8 protein-coding genes are annotated in these 19757 nt (G+C 71.9%); all 8 read right to left on the bottom strand.

From position 1 onward, the window contains the following. Positions 1–96: 96 nt before the first annotated feature. The gene (locus tag AC1DVZ_RS03540; RefSeq protein ID WP_477616805.1) at positions 97–4593 is read right to left on the bottom strand and encodes an FtsK/SpoIIIE domain-containing protein; all 4497 of its coding nucleotides are present in this window, start codon (positions 4591–4593) and stop codon (positions 97–99) included. Then, a complete protein-coding gene (locus AC1DVZ_RS03535; RefSeq protein ID WP_477616804.1) occupies positions 4590–7019 on the bottom strand; it encodes a transglutaminase-like domain-containing protein in 2430 nt (809 codons plus the stop codon). Before AC1DVZ_RS03535 ends, AC1DVZ_RS03540 begins: the two co-directional genes overlap by 4 nt. Continuing rightward, a complete protein-coding gene (locus tag AC1DVZ_RS03530) occupies positions 7016–8344 on the bottom strand; it encodes a DUF58 domain-containing protein (RefSeq protein WP_477616803.1) in 1329 nt (442 codons plus the stop codon). The genes AC1DVZ_RS03535 and AC1DVZ_RS03530 overlap by 4 nt, the downstream gene beginning before the upstream one ends. Positions 8345–8532: 188 nt before the next feature. Then, complete coding sequence (locus AC1DVZ_RS03525; RefSeq protein ID WP_477616802.1) at positions 8533–9501, bottom strand: AAA family ATPase; 969 nt, start codon at positions 9499–9501, stop codon at positions 8533–8535. Positions 9502–9565: 64 nt separating this feature from the next. Further along, positions 9566–15871, bottom strand: coding sequence for an Ig-like domain-containing protein (locus AC1DVZ_RS03520; protein WP_477616801.1), 6306 nt, complete (start codon positions 15869–15871; stop codon positions 9566–9568). A 15-nt stretch (positions 15872–15886) separates the two neighbouring features. Beyond that, a complete protein-coding gene (locus AC1DVZ_RS03515) occupies positions 15887–16657 on the bottom strand; it encodes a hypothetical protein (RefSeq protein WP_477616800.1) in 771 nt (256 codons plus the stop codon). Between the two features lie 39 nt (positions 16658–16696). Further along, positions 16697–18364 carry a serine/threonine-protein kinase gene (locus AC1DVZ_RS03510; protein WP_477616799.1) on the bottom strand — a complete coding sequence of 556 codons (1668 nt, stop codon included), beginning with the start codon at positions 18362–18364 and terminating at the stop codon, positions 16697–16699. Further along, positions 18361–19757, bottom strand: a 1397-nt coding sequence (locus AC1DVZ_RS03505) for an FHA domain-containing protein (protein ID WP_477616798.1), incomplete at its 5' end; no start/stop codon positions are given. The genes AC1DVZ_RS03505 and AC1DVZ_RS03510, both read right to left, overlap by 4 nt.

Raw genomic sequence — 19757 nt, 5'->3', positions numbered from 1 at the left:
ATGGGCGGATCCAGAGGGGCTCAATGGGGAGGACTCCCCACCAACCCACCCCAACACCCACCCCGACGGCACCAGTGGCTTCCGGTGCCGCCCTCCTCAGACAGAGCCGCTCCCACCCCCTGTCGGGGTCGTGGACAGCGGCAGGGCCACCTGGAGAAGTTCTGGGTTCCCGCGCCGGACGAGGAAGCCACGGCCCTCGAGGAGCTGGTCGCGGCTGACCCCCCGGTAGTCGGTGGCGAAGGCGGACGCCTCGTCCCCACTGGGTTGCAGCGACAGACCGGAGCGAGAGGTCTTGAGCGAGCCGGCCATGCCGTAGTTGGAGTTGTAGAAGCCCGAATCTGCTTCTGTCACAACGCATTGCTCAGAGTTGATGAGTGCCTTGAACAACTCGACGAGCTCGTCCTCGGCCATCGACCCGTCGAAGTCCTGGGTGCGCTCGACGACGACCAGCATGGAGGCTCCGCCCGGTCCGGCTTCGACCACCYCGTCCTTGAGCCGCTTGGCCAGGGCCCGGCAGTCGTCGACGCCGACAGCGGTCTCGGTCCAGAGGCCGGTGGCCCGGGTGAGCACCGACCGACGCGGGCTGAACAGCCAGCACCGCAGCCCCGGCTGGGCCCGCAGGGCGGCCTGCGCCATCGTGAGGACGGCGGTGGTGCGTCCGCTGCCCGAGGGCCCGAGCACGATCTGGCTGCCGCGCAGGTCGAAGCCGACCGGGCGCATCGTCGTCGACGACAGGCCGATCGCGGGACGGCCGGATGCGTCCACAGCCGGCAGCTCGGAGAGCGACAGCGACTCGGGCAGCGACAGGATCGGCGGAGCCTGCGGCACCCCCGCCCTGCGGACCCCCTCGGCGAAGCCGTTGATGGCCCGGGCCTGCAGCGTGGAGTCCGATGAACCGCCGAGCACGGCGATCTGGACCTCCCGGCCGTGCACGATGGCCCGTCCGGGCGCGGAGTTGAGGGAGAGGACGTCCGCCGCCACGTCGAGCGACAGGTAGTCGTCGACCGTCGCCATGCGCAGCACGACCCGGCTCTGGATCGCGGACGAGAGACCACCCCAGAGGCCGTTTCGCTGGTCCGCGGTCACCACGAAGTGCACACCGACGGGTCGGCCGTCGCCGGCCAGCGAGGTGAACAGGTCCAGCCACCGCTGTCCCGCATGGCTGTCGTAGGCCGCCTGGAAGCTGGTGAGGCCGTCCACCAGCACCAGGATGCGGGGCTCGTCGGGCGCGTCCGCCAGTCGGCGGAAGTCGGTGATCGTGGCGGCGTTCACGGCGGAGTACCGCAGTGCGCGCTCGTCGATCGTCTCGCGAAGCATCGTCAGCAGCCGGACGACCCGCTCGTGGTCGCTCGCGTAGATGACGCTGCCGACATGCGGGAGCGGCTCGAGCATCGCGAGCCCGCGGTTGCCGAAGTCGAGGCCGTAGACGTGGCACGGTCCGCCGCGGACGGTGAAGCCGGCGGCGACGGCGACCGTGCGCAGGAACGCACTCTTGCCCGCACCGGAGGCGCCGAACACCGCGAGGTTGCCCTCGATGTCGGGACGGAAGCTGATCGGCGGCTGGGTCTGGTTGTCCGGGTCGTCGCTGATCCCGATGACGAGCTCGTCGTCGCGCCGCCTCGTCGGCAGGTCGGCCAGCTCGTGGACCGGCCCCAGCTCCGGCAGCCACGGCTTGCGCGGGGCGGGGATCTCGGCGGACTCCTGCGCGGCGCCGATCTGCGTCACGATGCGCTGGATGTCCGTGGGGCCGAGGTCCTCCTGGACCACGTCGTGCGAGTCCTCCACGACCGGGAGCTCCCACGCGGTGCCGACCCCGAAGCCGAGCGTCTCGACGTCCAGCGACGCCGGCGGCGCTTCGCCGGTGGTCCACCCACCGGCATACCCGGTCTGGAAGGGCGTGAGCCGTCCCGGACCCGACTTGGACACGGCACGCCCCGGCAGCGCTGGGTCGAACCACGCGGCCACGGGCGTGCCGAGCACGTCGTCGCTGTCGGCTTCGTCGGCCATCCGCAACGCCATCCGCAGGTTGGTGTTGGCACGCAGGTTGTCCTTGATCACCCCGGCGGGGCGCTGGGTGGCGAGGATGAGGTGCAGCCCGAGGGAACGGCCGCGCTGGGCGACGTTGACGACACCGTCGACGAACTCGGGCACCTCCTGGGCCAGGGCGGCGAACTCGTCGACCACGATGACCAGGCTCGGCGGGGCGGCCACCTCGCCGCGGCGCTCGAGCTCGACGAGGTCCTTGGCCTTGTGCTGGGCGAGGATGTGTTCGCGGTGCTTGAGCTCGGCGGACAGGGACGCGAGCGCGCGGCGCACGAGGTGTGGCGAGAGGTCGGTGACCAGGCCGACGGTGTGCGGCAGGTTGACGCAGTCGCGGAACGCCGAACCACCCTTGTAGTCGACGAGCAGGAACGTCAGCCGTTGCGGCGAGTGGGCGACCGCCATGCCGAGGATCCAGGCCTGGAGCAGCTCGGACTTGCCGGCACCCGTGGTGCCACCGACGAGCGCGTGCGGGCCGTCGGCTCGCAGGTCGATCGAGAAGGTGCCGGCGGCCGACTGGCCGATCACGGCCCGGAGGTTCCCCGGCTTGGGGCGGGCGACGGGGGCTGCGGCGTAGGGGCCGGTGAGGATCGACCGGTTCTCCCCCCACCGCTCGATCACCGGCCCGGGGGCCTCGGCGAGCTCCTGGCCGACGACGGCAAGGAACGACACCGACCTGGGCAGGTCGCTCTCGTCCTCCACCGGGACCCCGGAGTCGATGAGCGGAGCCAGCTGGCGGCCGAGTCGCTCGACCTCCGCCCCCACCACGGCGTCGGCGGTGACGGGCAGGCGCACGACAGCCTCGCCGACGTAGCCGACGACGGCGTCGCCCGGCTCGGGACCCTGCTCGACGAACGTCCGGCAGGCAGCCGGCAGCGTCGCGGTCGTCGGAGACAGCCAGAGGACGACGATGCCATGGCGCCAGCCGCGCTCTGCCAGCTGGACCAGCCGGCTGCGCTCGACCGGGGCGTCGTCCTCGACGACGAGCAGGATGACCGGTCGCCCGACCGGCAGGCGTGGCGGCTTGAACCCGCCCTGCACCGGGCCGGTGGAGTCGTCGGCGAGCTCGGCCGACGGCTCACCCGTGGAGATGAGCTCCTCGAGCTCGGTGACGAGGGACAAGCTCGCGGGGCCGGTGTTGGCCAGGTGACGGGCGTCGACCGGGCTGTGCGGTGAGGCGGTGTGGGGCACCCACTTGAGCCAGTCCCAGTCGCGAGCCGTGGCAGGGGAGCCGACCGCCGCCACGACCAGGTCGGCCGGGGAGTGCAGGGCCACGGCCTGGACGACGACGGCCCTGGCTGCTTCGAGGGCCCGCTGGCGCGGACCGGAGATGCCCATGGAACCGCTGCGGAGCGGCTCGGCGACGACCGGGACCGGGTCCACGGCACCCCTGCCCTCGACGGCGCGCGACGCCTCGAGCCACGCCTCGGCCCGTGAGCGGCCCAGCTCGGGGAGCTTGAGCGTGTTGCGCGAGGGCAGGGTGCCCAGGCCCAGGCGGAACTCGCAGAACCCGGGGTCACCCGGTCGCCTCGTCCACAGCAGGCTCGAGGCGCTGCCGACCGCCTCGACGGCTTCGCTGCTCGCCGGGTGCTCGGCCTGCCTGCCGACCACCTCGCGCTCCTGCTCCTCCGTGAGCCGCTGGACCATGATCCCGAGGTCCTCGCGGAACTCGACCAGGGCCTGCTCGTAGTCCTTGCGGGCGGTGCGGCGCGCCTCGAGGTAGTGGCCGAACAACATCGCAGGGGTGAGCAGGATGAACAGGAGGAACATCGGGTTCTTCAGCGCCACCGCCAGGGCAACCCCCATGAGCATCGGCACCGCGGCGGCGATCCACGGGGGTCGCTCGGGCTTGGGCCGCTCGGGCAGCGCCGGCACCGGGAACTCGTGGCCGACGTAGAGCGGCGCGATCCGCGGCGATCGCGAGAACGGCAGCGACGTGCCCCGCGCGGCCGCCAGGCCGGTGTTGCCACCGGCGATGCGCACCTCGACCTCGGTCTCGCCGATCGTGAAGCGGTCGCCGCTGCGCAGGACGGCCCGGTCGACCTGCTGCCCCTGCACCTGGACGCCGTTGGAGGAGCCGAGGTCGATGACCTCGACGATGTCGGTCACCAGCAGCCGCGCGTGGCGGCGCGACACCTGGGCGTCGCCCAGCTGGATCTCGCAGCCGCGACCGCGACCGAGGTATGCCGTGCCGGCACCGAGCGGGACCTCCCGGCCGGAGTCCGGCCCCGCCACGATCACGGCGGTGGCCACGGACTGGCCACGGTCGGCATATCCCTCGGTGCGTCGGGTGACCGCGACGTGGGCGCCGGAGCGCAGGCCGCTCTCGGCGATGGTGGCTCGCGCGTCGACGGCGCGGTAGCCCTCGGCCACGTGGGACAGGGTGAGGTCACCGAGGCCCTGCTCCTGGCCGAGCACCGGAGCGCCTGCGCGCGACGGGTCGGCGAGGACGAGGTACTCGGCGAGCTGGCCGACGGTCGTGGTGCCGTCGACGGTGGCCACGAGGTCGGTGTCGACGTCGCCGGTGGATCGCAGGGTGAACTTCAGCTTCACGGGGTGGCAGTCCTCCGGGTCAGGGTGGCGAACGTGGGGAGCGAGCGTCGGCCCGCTCCGGGGATCTCCGGCCCGTGGGCGAGGAGTGGACGGGGATCAATGTCGGAGCGCAGGCGTCGCCAGAAGTCGCAGTGGGCCCGCAGGTCACGGCGCGCCTGGTTGGTCGAGGCCCAGTAGCCCTCGGCATCGGCGACCTCAGGGGTGCCGGGGCCGAAGATCAACGCATTCGCCTGCACGGCAAGGGCGTTCGCGGTGGGCAGTCGGTGGAGGGCAGCGGCCTGCTCGAGTCGGGTCGACCGGTGTGGCAGGGAGTGGCCGAAGGACCTGGCCGAGTTCATCAGGTCGTCCCACGCCCACGCGACCCGCGCGGTGGCGGTGCCCCGGGTGGCGTGCCGGCGCCGGCGCCAGGCCTTGGCCCCGCGGATCCCCCAGTAGAGCGCGACGAGGACCAGCAGCGGCAGCACGACGTAGAAGACCAGGAACCGCACCCACGACGGCCAGGCCGAGGGGTCGAACAGCTTCTTCGGGGGCTTCTTGAGGTTGACGGCGTTCTGGGCCTGGTCGGGGCCCTGGAGCACGCTCGGCGGGTTGACCCCCGCGGGCGGCGGCACCAGCGCGCCGACCTTCTGCTCGTCGGTCTTGGACTGCAGCTGGTTGGGCTTCTGGTTGCGGTCGGGCAGGAAGGTCTTGGACAGCAACGGGATCCACGTGCCGGTGGTGTCCTGCACCTCCACCCAGGCGTGGACGTCGCGGCCCCGGACGACGCCGCCCTCGGGCAGCTCTGCACCCATGACCACGCGGGTCGGGATGTCGAAGCGGTTGGCCACGAGCGCGAGGGTCGCGGCGTACTGCTCGTCGTTGCCTGCCAGCTGGGTCGCACCGACGAACCGGGCGAGGCGGCCGCGCGAGTGCCCGGGCAGGTAGTAGCTCTCGACCGAGTTCTTGGTGCCACCGTCCGTGTAGGCCCCGTCCCCGCGCATGGCGGTGGCGACCGCCCGCAGCTCCTCCCACGGGCTCGCAGCACTGCCGGTCCAGGCGTCGATCTTGGAGTCGAGGAACCCGAGCTCCTGGCTCTGCGCGAGGTTGCCGCTGGCCGGCGACAGCGATCCGGGGAGCTTGTCGCGCACGACCTCGGTCGGCAGGAGCACGTCCATCGTGTAGCGGTCACCCGGGCTGACCCGGTCGGGCACGATCGCGGTGCTGGTGTCGGTGTTGAGCCACAACCGCGACGCCAGCAGGTCGGCCCGGACGCCGCCGAACTTCACCCCCGTCACCTGGCCCACCGTGGGCAGCCAGACGTCGGAGTAGCCACCATCGGGGATGGTCACCCGCAACGTGGCCGGCCGGCCCTCACCCTGGGCGCTCACCCGCTCCCCTACCTGCTGGAACGCCGTGCCGGGGTCGGGCGAGTCCTCGCCGGCCCTCGAGCCGGCGCCCCACACACTGCCGTCGTAGGAGTCGAGCGTGGCGAACCGCACCGGGGTGCCGGCGGGGGCTCCGGTGACGCGCATCAGCGCGGTGTCCCACAGCTTGGCCTCGTTGGGCTCGGTGTACTTGCGGAAGCCGGCCAGGGGACTCGGGAAGGCGGCGATGTCGAAGGGCGGCACCACCTCGGTGCGGGCGACCCGGCGCAGCTCGCCGTCGGTGCCCGGCAGGTGCGGCCCCGCGACCAGTCCCGCGACGGCGGCCAGGGCGAGGAGTCCGGTGCCGATGCCCAGGCGGGCTCCGCGTCCCGCGCCGTTCTGCAGGGGCGGGCGCGACCGGGTGCTCCGCACGATCATCCAGCCGATGGCGGCCAGCGCGAAGGCGGCCCCCTGGGCGACCAGGGAGGCGGGCTCGAGCGTGCCGAGCGCGATGGTCAGGGCGAGGGCGGCCAGCGGAGGCACCACCACGGCATACCCGTGGCTGCGGCGGCGCGCCACGGTGTAGGTGACGGCCGCCCCGACCAGGCCGACGATGAGCGGCAGGGCGAGCAGGGTGACGGTGGCGTCGACCGGTGGCAGCAGGGTCAGCAGGCGCTTCCACCCGTGCACCGCGGCCGCGGCGAGGTCGTGGACGGTGCGCCCCGTGGGGAACACCCCGAGGGCGAGGTGGTCGCGGACCGCGAGCGGCCCGCCGAGGACGAGGTATGCCGCGGTGAGACCGAGCAGGGTCACCACCGCCGGCAGCCGGAAGGCGGTCACCACGTGGGCGACGAGCAGGCCGAGCAGCAGCCCGCCGACGGCCGCGAGGATCCACTCCCAGCCGAAGAACACGGTGCGGAAACCCCACAGCGCCAAGGCGACCAGCAGCGCCGTGAACGCGAGGTCGACCACGTCGTCGCGCGAGGGAAGCAGGTTCGCACGCAGGCCGGCGACGCGGTCGGCACGCGTGCGCTCGGTGGGCAGCATCGACTCGCGGGGAGGGGCGAGGGGGTTGGCGCTCATGCGGCCGTCACCCCCATCAGGACGGCGGGCAGGTCGGCCAGGCCGTGGATGTTCAGCAGGGTGGTGCCACCGACGTTCTTGACTCCGACGCGCTGGTCGCGGTCGATGGTCAGGGCCACCCGCAGGACCTCCGTCTCGAACCGGCCCAGGGCTCGCTGGACCTGGATGAAGGGAGTGGCCGACCCGGTGACGAGCACGACCATGGACGTGTCGGGGGCGAGCGACAGTCCTTCGCCGGCCATGGCGTAGAGGTCGCTGCGGCCCAGCTCGACGCGTGCGAGCGCATCCATGGCCAGGGGCGCGCTGGTGCGCGACGCGGTGGAGTCGCGGCAGACGATGGTGAAGTCCTGCTCGTCCATGTGGGCGCGCTTACCCACCGAGGCAGCAACCGAGATCGCCGTCTCGGCGTCCTCCTCACCGCCGGCGTACTTCTCGGGGTCGGCGTCGACGACGATCGTCAGGTGCGAGCGACGGGTGTCGAGGAACTGGCGCACGAGCAGGCGACCCGCCTTGGCCGACGAGCGCCAGTGGATGTAGCGCCGGTCGTCGCCCGGCTGGTACTCGCGCAGCGCGTGGAAGGCGAGGTCGGACATCGACATCTCCTGGGTGGTCTCACCCTCGAGGTCGCGCAGCAGCCCAGCGCCGAGACTCTCCAGCGAGACCGTCCGGGGATGGACGAACAGCTCGGTGACGTCGGTCCAGCGCAGGGTCCGTCGCACGATGCCGAGGGGGTCACCCTGGATGGTCGAGGCGGGACCGACCGCGATGACCCCGCGGCGTTCGGTCGGGACGACGAACAGCTCCTCGTGGGCCTTGCCCGATCCCAGTGGCGGCAGCGTGAAGCGGGCCGCGGTGACACCGACGGGCAGCTCCACCAGCAGTGGCAGCATGCCCCGCTTCGACTCGTTGGTCACCGCGATGCGGCCCGTGGCCGGCTCGCCCACGGTGACGCGCAACGGGTCGACCTCGGTGTCGATCCGCACGCGGGTGCGCCCCACGGCCATCAGCGCACAGCACGCCACGAGGGCGATCGCCGCCGCACCGATCATGGCCCACTCGTCCCAGTCGGTCAGCGCGGCCACCAGCCAGCACGCCACACCCAGCGCGAGGATGCTCCAGCCCAGCGGGGACACCCAGCGCAGGAACGCGGCGACGGGAGCCCACACCGGTCGGGTGGCGCTGCGGATCCCCTCGGTGCGCCCGGCCAGCTCGCCCGAGGCCCGCGCACCAGCACGGGCGACGGAGGTCGGCAGCTTGGGCCGGGTCACCGTGATGGAGGGCAGTGACGGCAGGGTGGGCAGGCGGCGCGGGCCGGTGGCGCCCACGCCCGATGGACTCGGCGACCCGGTATACGGGGGTGGTCCGAGAGGCGACCCCGGTGCCGTCGGGGCCTGGGCACGTCCGGTCCGCCGACCCTGCTTGAGGTCGGCTCTGCGCGTCGTGTGGCCCACGTCCTCCGGGAGCTCGCGCACCTCCGGCCCCGGAGCCGGCCCTGGCTTCTGCACCGTCATGCTCAGGCGACTCGCTCGGCGGGCGGGGCGACCTCGGAGAGGATCTGGTTGATGACCTGGTCGACCGTGATGTTGGCGAACTGCGCCTCGGCGGTCAGCAGCAGGCGGTGGCACAGGATGGGGTGGCTGATCAGCTTCACGTCGTCGGGGATGACATGGGTGCGACCCTGGCTGGCCGCCCAGGTCTTGGCGCAGCGCACGAAGGCGAGGCAGCCGCGGACCGAGAGGCCCAGCTTGATCGACACGTGGCGACGGGACTCCTCGGCGATGCGCGCGATGTAGGCGAGGATCGCCGGGTCGACGTGCACCTCGTCGGCCAGGGCCGCCATGTCGATGACGACGTTGCTCGTCACGACGGGCTCGAGGGCCTTGGTGCGGTCACGGGTCTTGGCGTCCGCGAGGACCTTCACGGTCGCCTCGTGGTCGGGGTAGCCCAGGCTCGTCTTCATGAGGAACCGGTCGAGCTGCGCCTCCGGCAGCCGGTAGGTGCCCGCCTGCTCGATGGGGTTCTGGGTGGCGATGACCATGAACGGCTCACCGACCGGGTGGGGCACGCCGTCGACCGTGACCCGGCCCTCCTCCATCACCTCGAGCAGCGCCGACTGGGTCTTGGGCGAGGCGCGGTTGATCTCGTCGGCCAGCACGATGTTGGCGAAGATCGGACCGGGGTGGAAGTCGAACGTCTGCTTGGCCGGGTCGTAGATCGTCACCCCGGTCACGTCGCTGGGCAGCAGGTCGGGCGTGAACTGCACCCGGCTGTTGGTGCCCTGCACCGTGCTGGCCATCGCCCGCGCGAGCTGGGTCTTGCCCGTGCCCGGGAAGTCCTCCAGCAGCAGGTGCCCCTCGGACAGCATGCAGGTCAGCGCGAGCCGGATGACGTGCTGCTTGCCCAGGACGGCCTTGTCGACGTTCTCGACCATCTGGGTGAACGCCTGCGCGAACCATTGGGCCTGGTCATGGGTGACGGTCATCGGTGCCATGTCTTTCGGTAGTGGTGGACTTCGTGTGTGGTGGTCATGGAGGTGTGCCGCGTGGTCAGAAGTTCACGAAGCCGGAGGTTGCCGTCCCGGACGGACCGCCGGTGATCGTGATCTTGACGGTGTTGGCCAGGTTGGGGTCGACGGCGCACCAGGCACCGCTGTGGCTGCCGTTGGCGTTGACGGTGACGGCAGCGCTGTAGAACTCGCTGCCGCCGTTGTAGTAGCAGTGCATGGTGTAGCCGCCGGGCAGGACGTCCTGGGCCGTCCAGTTGATCTCGCGGCAGTTGCCGCAGGCACTGGTCCGGAGCTGGCCGCGACTGATGCCCCCGATGGACGGATCGGGAGGAGGGATGCTGGCGCCGTCCGGGCCGACCCAGCCCGACCAGCCGGCCGCCGAGTGGGCCCGGACCTCGAGCTGGTAGCTGCGGCCCGCGGCCCCGTCGAAGTCGACCGAGGTGTGGTCGCTGTTCCAGGTCTGGTCGACCGCCCCGCGCACCTGCACCTGGTCGGTGGCGCGCCCGTTGTCGGGGGTGTTCCAGAGCCAGGTGATCGTGTTGCCGGTGCGCGTCGAGCGCAGGTTGGTCGGGTCCAGGGTGCTGCCGTAGGGCCGGTAGGAGTTGCTGGCAGGTCCGTAGGCCGACCAGTCCTTGCCGTTGAACGCCCGGACCCGGATGGTCTGGTTGACGATCCCGAGACCCCCGTTGATGTCGAACTGCCTGACCGTGCCCTCTGGGCAGCCGCAGCTCACCGTTCCGGTGTCACCCTCGCTGGTGAGCCACTGGAGCTGGGTGAAGCCGGCAGCCCGCGAGTCGCCCACCGCAACCCGCACGGTGGCTCCCTTGTTCGGCTGTGGCGTGCTCACGTTGGGGGAACCCGGGACCTCGGGGATGCCGACGGACGAGAACGCCGTCGAGTTGGCCTTGGGGCCCTCGATGTCGGCACCGTTGGTGGCCGTCACGACGTAGCGGTAGCTCGCACCGTCATACACCGTGGTGTGGCCCAGGGACCGGGTGCTGGGCGACGTGGTGCCGATCGCTGCCCACGCGCCGCCGTCGCGGCTCTCGTAGACGGTGTACTTCGTCAGCGGCGGTCCGTTGGGTTGCACCGCCGACCACGAGATGGTCAGCCGCGACGAGCCTGCGGCCGGACCGGTACCTCCGTTGGTGACGGCCGGAGCGGCCACAGCCGGTGGGGTGCCGGCCGACTGCATGCTGACCGCCGGGCCGAAGGGTCCGTGGCCCAGCTTGTTCTTGGCCCGCACCTGGACGGTCTGCTCGTTGTCGTTGACCAGGCCAGCGACGGTGGCCTGCAGGGTCGGCGCCGCGACGGCCTGCGACCGGACCGTGCCGCTGGTGGTGTCCGTGACGCGGACGTCGTAGGCCGTGACCTCGCTGCCCTTCCTGGCCGGCGCGCTCCACGCGATGTCGAGCGAGCCGTCACCCCGACCGGCCATGCGCACACCCGTCACCGGGTTGGGCAGGGTGTCGGGGACCACGGCGTTGCTGGTCGCACTTTCGGGACTGCGGCCGATGGCGTTCACCGCGGACACGGTGAACGTGTAGGACTCGCCGTCCTGCAGACCGGTGATGGTGCACGGCGAGGCCGAGCAGCTCTCCTCGCGACCTCCCGGGCCCCTGACGACGACGATGTAGCGCGTGATGGGGCTGCCGCCGTCGATGGCCGGCGGGAGCCAGCGCACCCGGGCGAAACCTCCGCTGACCCGGTCGGCCTCGGCGGCAACGCCGGTCGGTGCGTCCGGCTTGCCGAGGATCTCGATGGTGCCCCTGCCCGCCGCAAAGCGCCCCGGACCGTCAGCGACCGACACGTTCACCGACGCCTGCCCCCGGGCTGTGGCCGCAGCCGTGACCGTCAGGTCGCACCCGGAGTAGCTCACCGTCAGCCCGGAACCCGCCGGGACGGTGGCCGACGAGATGGAGCACTCGGGCTTCTCGAGCGGTGAGTCGAGGTAGGACCGCAGGCTGATCGTCTGGGACGAACCGGCCTTCAGACCCGCGATCGAGAACGGCCGCAGCCTGGGCGGCCCCAGGTTGGTGAGCGGGTTGCCGTTGGCGTCGGTGCCCACGGTGCCCTCGGCGAGCCCGATGACCGACACCCTGACGACCGACTCGGGGCCGCCGCGGGCCTTGACGACGAGCCGCCCGTCGATGCTGCTCGGCGCGTCCTTGCGCGCCTTCAGCCCGATGGTCCGGTCACCCGCCCCGCTGCGGGAGAGGTCGACCCCCTTGGGTTCGGGCCGCCAGGAGCTCTCGAACGCGACGTCGTCGAGGGTCATCCCGATGGGGACCCAGGCGTGGCACAGGGTGGGGATGTCGACCGTGCGCGCCAGACCCCCGGCGTTGAGCGACACCGCGTAGTCCGGGCAGCGCAGCAGGGGGATCTTGGGACCGATCTGCACGGGGATCGAGACGTAGGCCGTCTTGAAGTCCTTCTGGTCCACGGTCTCCTGGTCGCTCACCTCGAGCATCACGGCACCCGGTCCGATGTAGCCACCGGACGAGGTGAGGGTCAGTCCCGAACGGCCGTCGGCCTCGACCCTCAGCCGGTCCCTGGGCGAGGCGCTGAGGTTGTCGCCGGTGGTGATGCTGACGACCCGGGCCCGCGGCGACTTGACGTAGTCGGAGAGCTTGACCGACCTGGTGGAGTCCTTGTCCATCTCGATCAGCGCGCCGGAGACGACGAACGGGACCCCGGACCCACCCGTGGGGACGTGGATCAGCGCCATCGCCGTGAGGCCGTCCTCGTCGGTGATGACGTAGGGCACGGTGTAGGGGAACGGCTTGACCTCGACGCGGACCTGCCTGCCCTCGATGGTGCCGTCCGGCGAGAGCACTGCCGACACCGTGAGCGACTCGCGGGTCCCGTCGATGTCGCGGTCGTTCGCGAGCACGTCGACCACGGCACTCGTCTCGCCCTGGGTCGGCTTCGCGGTGTCGTCGACGGCGACGGGTGGGTTCTTGGCGGTGGGGTCGGGGACCACAGCGATCGTCGACCGCGACGGGTCGAAGAGGCCGTTGCCGATGCCGTAGGTCAGGTGCTGGACACCGGCCTTGACGTCGGGGACCTTGGTCGTGAAGTAGGTGTTGGCCTCGTCGACCTTCCACTTGGCCAGCTCGGACTCGGGGTTGAGGGGCGCCTTGTACTCGAGCTCGACACTGTCGCCCCGCGCGATGAGGTCGTTGAGGGTGGCGTCGACCGTGACGCTCCTGCCCGGCTTGGCGCGGACCTCGTCCTCCACGGCCACCGGTGGCTGCGGGTCACCGGGCTGGACGACCCCGATCCGCACGAAGCCCCGGCTGGTCGCGCCGAACCGGTCACGGACCTCGTAGTTGAGGACCTCGGTGCCGGCGGCGGTCGGGTAGGCCTCGTACTTGATCGTCGACGGGCCGAAGCCCGTGACCCGGCCGTACCTCAGGTCGACGGCACCGCCCTCGTCGCCGACCAGACCCACGACGGTCACGCTGTCGCCGTCCGGGTCGACGCCGGACGAGGGCACCGTGATCGTGAGCGGGTCGCCGGCGGTGACACTGGTGGAGAAGCTGCGCGCGACCGGCGGCTGGTTGGGTGTGCCGGTCGAGGGCAGCGGCATGACGGTGATGGCAATCCGACCCGTCGTCGCCTTCTGCTTGTCCCCGATGGGGTAGACGGCGTACTCCACCGTCACGGTCTCCTGGACCTTCGGACTGCGGTTCCTGGGGACGAAGCGCACGACGTTGCCGGAGGCGAACGCGTCACCCGCCCCGTTGATGACCTTGACGCTGGCGGGGTCGAGCACCAGGGGTATGCCGTCCGCCATGCTGTCGTTGTCCATGACGGGCACCGTCACGGTGTCCTGCGCGCGGACCACGGCCTGGTCGTCGCCGACCACCGGCCCGTTGCGGTCGTTGGCCGGGAACTGCGAGACGGCCACCTGGCCGGTGGTCGACTTCACGCCGTCGCTGATCGTGTAGGAGACGGTGCCCGTGCGGGGACGTCCACCCGGGCCGGCGGGGTCGAGGGCCTCGATCCGCACCCAGCGGCCCTGGTAGATCGAGGGACGCAGCCACGCGTTGGCCGAGGTGACGGTGACCGAGCGGGTGACGAGCACGTCGGCCCGCGGGCTGTAGTCGTTGGCCAGGACGTCGGTGAGCACGGGCGTCTGGTCGCGCAGCGTCGCCGAGTCGGGCACCGCCACGGGAGGGGCGTCGGGGCTCGGGTCGGCGATCAGGTCGACGCGCACCCGGCCCGCGGAGATGCCGCCACCCACCTGGGCGCCGTAGCTCAGCTCGAAGGTCCCGGCGCTCGCACCGGTCACGGTGACGACGCCGGTGTCCAGGTTGGTGGTGACGTCCACGGTGCTGGACTGGAGCTCGCGGCTCAACCGCATCCTGGCGTCGGGCTCGCTGGGGTCGGCCCCCGGGATGTCGTTGCCGAGCGGCTCGAGCTGCAGCGGCTTGCCGACGACACCGCGGACGACGTCCGGCTGGGTCCTCGGCTTCTGGAGAGGTTCGTCGGGACCCATGACCTTGACCGTCACGCTGCCCTTGGTGCTGTCGCGCCCGTCGTTGACGGAGTACTCCACCCCTTGGGTGCCCGCCTTCATCGGCGCGAGGACGTTGAGGCGGCCGAGGCCGTCGACCGACGAACCGTCGCCCGTCGCCTCGAGGCTGAGGGAGTCGCTCTCGGGGTCGCGCCAGTCGCCGACGACCTGCACCGGAAGCAGCTTGCCCCGGATGACCGGGTAGACGGTGCGGGACAGGTTCGCCGTGCCAGGTCGCAACGTCGGCGGGCTGTTGACCTCGTCGGGGACCAGGGTCACGGTGACCTTGGCCTCCGACTTCTGGGGGGCCTTGCCGTTGTTGATCTTGTAGCTGAAGGTGAACGACTGGCGCTCCGGCCTGGCCGGGATCGCCACGTCGATGCTCTGGCCGTCCGCGGCGACGCTGGCCGAGACCCCGGCCAGGTCCGGTCGGCCCAGGTCGCCCGGGTCGATCGCCAGCACCGAGCCAGCCGCGTCGGTGTCGTTGTCGAGGACGTGCAGCTTGGACGTCCGACCCGGACGGGCCTTGAGGTTGTCGGGCTTGGCCTGCGGGGGCTGGGCCACCGACGTCTCGTCGATGAGGTTGGGGTCCTTCTTCTTGGTGGTCTTGTCGGTCTGCGGCGGCGGGATCAGCGAGTCCCACTCGTCGAGCTTCTTCGGCTTGCTGTCGAGGTCCCAGACCTCCCCGCCGTCGAGGTCGTTGAGCACGACGAGTCCGTGGTTGGTGCGCAGCGAGACGCCCGACTTCACTGCTTCCTTGGTCTCGCGCACGATGGTCACGGCCGGACTCGGCTGCCCGGAACCGCAGTCCTTGCCGTAGTAGTTGTTGACCACGCTGGCCCAGGCCGCGTGGATGCACGCGCCGGTGCGCAGGGGACGTGACGGCAACGGCGGCGTCTCGTTGTCGCCGATGGTGACCTGGACACCGCCGCCGGCCCCTCCACCGCCCAAGCCGATGAGCCGCAACGTCGTCGAGTCCTGGAGGCCCACGGAGTCGGCGTCGGGACCGGGCTGCTGCAACGCGGCATACGCAGGCTGTCCCTCGGCCCGCGCGGTGCCCCCGTCAGCCGGCTTGTCACTGCCCTGGGTCCAGAGCTTGTCGTCTCCCGCGCTGTAGACGACCCAGCGGGTGCCCACCGCGGTGATGTCGACGACCTTGGCGTCCTTGAGCGTGACCGACTCGACCACCGGCTTGGCGAATCCCGTTGCGGTGCGGGCGATCGACACGACCTTGCCCGTCGCACCGGAGACCGCGTGGACTCCCCCCTTGACGTCCACCGCGATCGCCGCGACGGCGCCCACGGTCACCAGCGGCTTGGCGCCGGTGGTGAGGGCTTCGAGGGTGACCAGACCTGCCTTGGCGTCGTAGGTCTGGGCCCAGACCTTGCCGCTCTTCGGGTCGACCATGGCGACCGTGCCACCGCGCAGGTCCACGGTGCGGGGAACGAACACCTGCAGGTTGGTGCCGGCCTGCGAAGCGGGGGCGGACACCCCCGTGCCCTCCGCGAGCCGGCCCGACTTGGGCTCGATCGGCGTGAGTGCGCCCGACCCGACGACCAGTCCGGCCACGGCGAAGTCGTCCTGGAGGATGTCGACGGGCTCGCCGGAACCGCTCGAGGCGGCGACGCCCCCGTCGAACTGCCCCACGGCCTTGTTGACCCGCGCGAACCGGGCGTCCTTGGCGGACGACACCCAGACCCCGCCGTCGCTGAGCTCGGTCTCGTGCACGGTCTCGCCCTTGGACGTGACCGCGAAGAACGTCAGGCTCGTCGCGGCAAGCGCCACCACGAGACCGGACGCCACCCCCACCCGTCGAGTCGACATCGGACTCACTACTACCTACTCCCCCTGGTTGGTGTGCGTGGTGCCGTCCGTGCCGCCCGTGCCGCCCGTGCCGTCCACGCCGTCCAGCAGCGCCGTGCCGTCGAGCAGCACCAGGTCTGGCTCGGTCACCAGACGGGTCGACAGTGCGTGCTCGACGAGCCTGGCCTTGCGGTTGCTGGCCAGCTTCCCCGGCCCCCCGTGCAGTCCACGTGTACCAGCATCGGCGACCTTCTGGCATACATTGTCCAGTTTTCGGTTGAACTTCGTGACCTTCCAGCCCAGCCGCGCGGCGGCGTCGGCCGACGAAGGGATCTGGGCCGTGCCCGCCTGTCCCCGGCGCAGGAACGGCTCCGCGAGGGCCACGATCAACAGCTTCTGGTCCGGCGTGAACGACACCCGCCCCACGGTGGTCTCGCCGGTCGCGTCGTCGTCCGCCCTGTCCTCGGTTCCGGTGGAGGTGAAGGCGGGCGAGTCCACGAGGATGTCGAAGTCGTAGGTCGTCGGCCCGGCGGTGAACCAGACGGTGAGCCGTTCGAGGGCCAGCGGGATCCGCGCGCCCGGGTTGAGCCAGGCCTGGAACAGCCCCTTCTTGTCGGCCACCGTGGCGGTGAGCGTGGTGCCGACGTTGGCCAACCACCAGAGCCCGCCCTCCTCGACGATCTGGAGGAAGTTGCGGTGCAGGTAGGGGTTGTCGTCGATCTCGATGTGCCCCACCCGGCCGATGGTGAGCGGACCCGACCCCTCGGCCACGAACAGCTCACCGCAGAAGTCCACGGTCACACCCATGTCATCCCCCTGTCATTTCTCATGTCAGCTCCCCCATCGCTAGCCCGCCTTCTCACAGTTCGGGGCGGACCAGTTGGACTCGGCCCCGCCCCTGACGACCCGGGCCTCACCACACACCTGCGTCCCCTTGGCGGCCTTGACGACCGTGGTCGACGTCGGCAGCGACGGGGACGGCCCGGCCTCGGAGACGGCGTCGACCGTCGCGGCGGACCGGAACCTGAACGTGTCGCCCTTCCGGGCACCCGGGTAGCTCCACGAGAAGGCCACCCCTCCGATGACCGGTCTCACGCTCATCGTGGGAACCTCCGGGGCGTCGAGCGGGCTGTCGTCGCCCGGCCCGGCCACCGTCCGGGCGGTCGTCGGCGTGGCGGGGTCGCCGTCGCCGCGACCGAGGACCGCCCACAGCGCGACCGCTGCGAGCAGCGCCACGACCACGCCGACGAGGGTCAGCAGCACCGCCGGGCTGATCTCGTGCCGACCGTCACCCTCGACCGGTGCGGTGGCGCCACCCGGAGCCGTCGTCGCGCCCTGATGGGGCGGGTGGGCGGCATCGCGCGAGCGGTCGACCCGGACCGTCCCCTCCTCGGCGAGGTCGTCGGGGACCCCGGCGCCAGCGGCCCCCACCGCGCCGGCCCGGGAAGAGCTCACGGTGGTGTGCCCCGCTGCGGGAATCGAGGTGGAGCCGCGCAGCGACGGGTATGCCGTGTGCGCCGGCCGCGGCTGCGGCAGGACCTGGGCGCTGCGCACCGCCTGAGGGCTGCGCACCCGGGTGCGGTCCTCGTCCCCGCCGTCGTCGGCCGGGGAGGGAGTCTGGTCGGCGAGCGTCGTCTGGCCCTGCTCGTCGAGGACGACGATTGCCGTGCGCGGGAAGCGTTGCTCCTGCTCGATCTCCTGTAGGGCCCTCGCGAACGCGAGTGCGGTGGCCGGGCGGTTGCCGGCGTCCTTGGCCATGGACTGTCCGAGGAGCCGCTCGAGCGAGACCGGCACATCGGCCCGACCGGTGCTCGGCACCGGGGTGGAGCGGATCCTGGGCATCAGGGCGTAGGCGGAGTTGTCGCCACCGGCGACCTCGAACGGCGACCGACCGACGAGCAGCTGCCACAGGGTCGCGGCCAGGCTGTAGACATCGGCGCGGGCGTCACCGTTGGACTGCCCGAACAGCACCTCCGGTGGGGCCCAGGGCACCGAGACACCGACGTCGTCGGCTTCCTCCTCGGCGGCGGCCCCACCGCGGCCGGCGATGCCGAAGTCGGTGAGACCGGGAGCGCCGTACTGGCTGACGAGAACGTTGGCCGGCTTGATGTCGCGGTGCGTGATGCCCGCCCGGTGGGCCGTCTCGACCGCGCTGGCCAGCTGGATCCCGATGCGCAGGACCTCCTCGACCGTGAACCGCTCCGAGCGGGCCCGCACCGCCATGTTGGGCGGCGGGTAGTACTTCATGACGAGGTAGGGCCGACCGTCCGAGGCGGTCTCGGCGCGGAAGACCTGGACGATGTAGGGGTGGTCGGCCAGCTGGGCCATGGTGTCGGCCTCGTCGGCGAACTGACGGCGGATGGCCGGGGTCAGGCCCTCGCCCTTGAGGACCTTCACCGCGACGTTCATCCGCGGCATCTGCTGCTCGTAGAGGAACACGTCGGCGTACCCGCCCGAACCGACCGGCTGGACGTAGACGAGACCGGGAATCTCCGGTGGGGTGGACGTGCTCACGCGCCGACCTCGTAGGTCAGGCTGACCTCGTCGGCGAGGGTGATGACAGTGCCGGGCTCGATGACCTGCTGGTCGCTGGGGCGCAGCCGGACAGGGTGCTGGCCGGGCAGCGCGACCGTGGTGCCGTTGGTGGAGCCCAGGTCGCGGATCAGGACGTGCCATCCCTCGAGGACGATCTCGACGTGGTTGCGCGAGATGTCGTTCTGGGCCGAGGCCACCCGCACGAGGTGTGGCCGGTCGGCGGCGCTGAGCTCCGCGTTGACCTTGGGCGAGCGTCCGAGCAGGACGCCTCGGTCGAGCTGGACCACGTCGCCGTTCGCGAGGCGGAGCAGACCGAGCGGCGGACGGGTCGTCTGGAACGGCTGCTGCGGCGGGATCTCGCGTCCGCACAGGCGGCAGACGCCCGAGTGCGGGGGGCTGGAGTGGCCGGCCGGGCAGAGGACCGCGAGGACCGTGGGACCGCTGACGGCTGCCGCCCGTCCCGCGAGGAGAGCGCTGCGGTCGACCGTGGCATCGGAGTCCTCGGAGGTGTGTGACTCCTCGGCGGTCGTGGGCGGCTCATCGGGGATCGCAGGCGGAACGACGAGTCGCGATCGCACCTCTGGCTCGGCGCGAGGCTGCGATCGCGGCCCCTCGACCGCGGGCGGTGCGACCGGTGCGGCCGGTGCGGGCGGCGGGACGTCGGAGCCGCCACTCCTCCATGGCACCGAGCTGATCAGGCCGGCCCGTGGTGGCGCGGGAGCAGGGCGCCCGGTGTCGGGAGGCGGGGCGAGCGTGTGGTCGGGGTGTCGCTGAGCGGGCTGCCGTTCGACGGCGTCGCGGGGGTCGAAGCCGCCGGCCGACTCGATGGGGGCGTGGCCGATGGGCGGCTCGTCGATGCCCTGGGTGTCGTGCGGCTCGATGCAGGCCGGCCGGTCGTGCTGGGTGGCGCCGAACAGGTGGTCATAGCTCGGCAGGTCCTCCACCTCACCCACGTCACCCACCACGTCGACCGTCGCCGCGGGCTGGGCGGGCTGTGCGGCGGGGTCCGGCTGGGCAGGCAGCCCGGTATCGGGCTGGGCCGGCTCACGGGTGCGGCCGAACACGCTGGGCAGCTTCCACCCGGCACCGCCACCACTCGGAGCGGGTTCGGCCGGGGGTGGGGTCGTCGCCTCCGAGACCGTGGGGGACTCCGAGACCGTCGCGGCCACGGGGACACCAGAAGTCGGAGCCGTCGTGGCCGGACCGGTCGGCGACCCCGTGTGCAGCACGAGCACGGTGACGTCCGGGGCGGCGTCCTGGTCGGCCCAGGGACCGCGCCCGGTGGCGCGCAGCTCGGAGGGCCCGTGGGGACCGGACCCCACGGCATACGCGCTGCCGCGGGTGACCACGCGCAGCGGCGACCCCTCGAGCA

Source organism: Pedococcus sp. P2_E5 (assembly GCF_056403895.1).
Note: the sequence above shows the minus strand (reverse complement) of the source record. Positions and strands in the feature narration are given on the sequence as shown.

What these genes read in the sequence shown, in the direction of transcription:
- AC1DVZ_RS03535 (WP_477616804.1), bottom strand. Translation starts at nt 7,019, where the DNA reads ATGAGCGCCAACCCCCTCGCCCCTCCCCGCGAGTCGATGCTGCCCACC.
- AC1DVZ_RS03525 (WP_477616802.1), bottom strand. Translation starts at nt 9,501, where the DNA reads ATGACCGTCACCCATGACCAGGCCCAATGGTTCGCGCAGGCGTTCACC.
- AC1DVZ_RS03520 (WP_477616801.1), bottom strand. Translation starts at nt 15,871, where the DNA reads ATGTCGACTCGACGGGTGGGGGTGGCGTCCGGTCTCGTGGTGGCGCTT.
- AC1DVZ_RS03515 (WP_477616800.1), bottom strand. Translation starts at nt 16,657, where the DNA reads ATGGGTGTGACCGTGGACTTCTGCGGTGAGCTGTTCGTGGCCGAGGGG.